The organism is Psychrobacter pasteurii, from assembly GCF_900162815.1.
In the GTDB taxonomy this organism is placed as follows: domain Bacteria; phylum Pseudomonadota; class Gammaproteobacteria; order Pseudomonadales; family Moraxellaceae; genus Psychrobacter; species Psychrobacter pasteurii.
This window is the reverse complement of sequence record NZ_FUGD01000203.1, coordinates 1-682: the sequence shown is the minus strand read 5'-3', so window position 1 is coordinate 682 and position 682 is coordinate 1. Positions and strand designations below refer to the sequence as shown.

1 protein-coding gene is annotated in these 682 nt (G+C 41.2%); it reads left to right on the top strand.

The features are described 5' to 3' along the window. On the top strand, positions 1-682 hold a 682-nt coding region (locus A1232T_RS13400; protein ID WP_143514021.1), incomplete at both ends, for an RNA-guided endonuclease InsQ/TnpB family protein.

The following is a 682-nucleotide window of genomic DNA, read 5'->3' as shown; positions in this document are numbered from 1 at the left end:
ATCATAGATGTATTCGATAGCTACAACCTAAGCCTATATCAAATCAACACGCTTGAGATAGTACAAGACAGTCGTAATCGTTGGTATGCGTGTATTACTGTTAAAGACTACCCCAAACAAGCAAGTGGTAAGGGCAGCATTGGTATTGATTTAGGCTTAAAAGAGTCTGCAACTACATCAAATGGTGACAAGCTAATTATTAAGCAAACGCAAAAATGGGCGAATAAATTAGCAGTAGCCCAGCGTGCCAAGGATAAAAAACGTGTTAAAGCCATTCATGCCAAAATTAAAAATACAAGATTAGACTTAATTCATAAATTCACTACCAAGCTAGTGCAGGGCAATGCCTTGATTGTGGTTGGTGATGTTAAGTCACGCTCATTTACAACTAAAAAAACCAAGCTCGCTAAATCGACATACGATGCAGGATGGTTTGAACTTAAACGACAACTGGAATATAAATGCAAGCATGCAGGTTGTCAGTTTGAGATGGTAAATGAAAGTTACACTACCCAGACCTGCTCGTGCTGCCACAAAATAAGTGACAGTAGCCCGAAAGGTAGAGCAGGCTTGCGAATAAGAGGATGGACTTGTGCTGAGTGTGGCACATGGCATGATAGAGATATCAATGCTGCTAAGAACATCCTTGCGGTCGGGCTTGACCGTCTAGCTGTAGGAATCC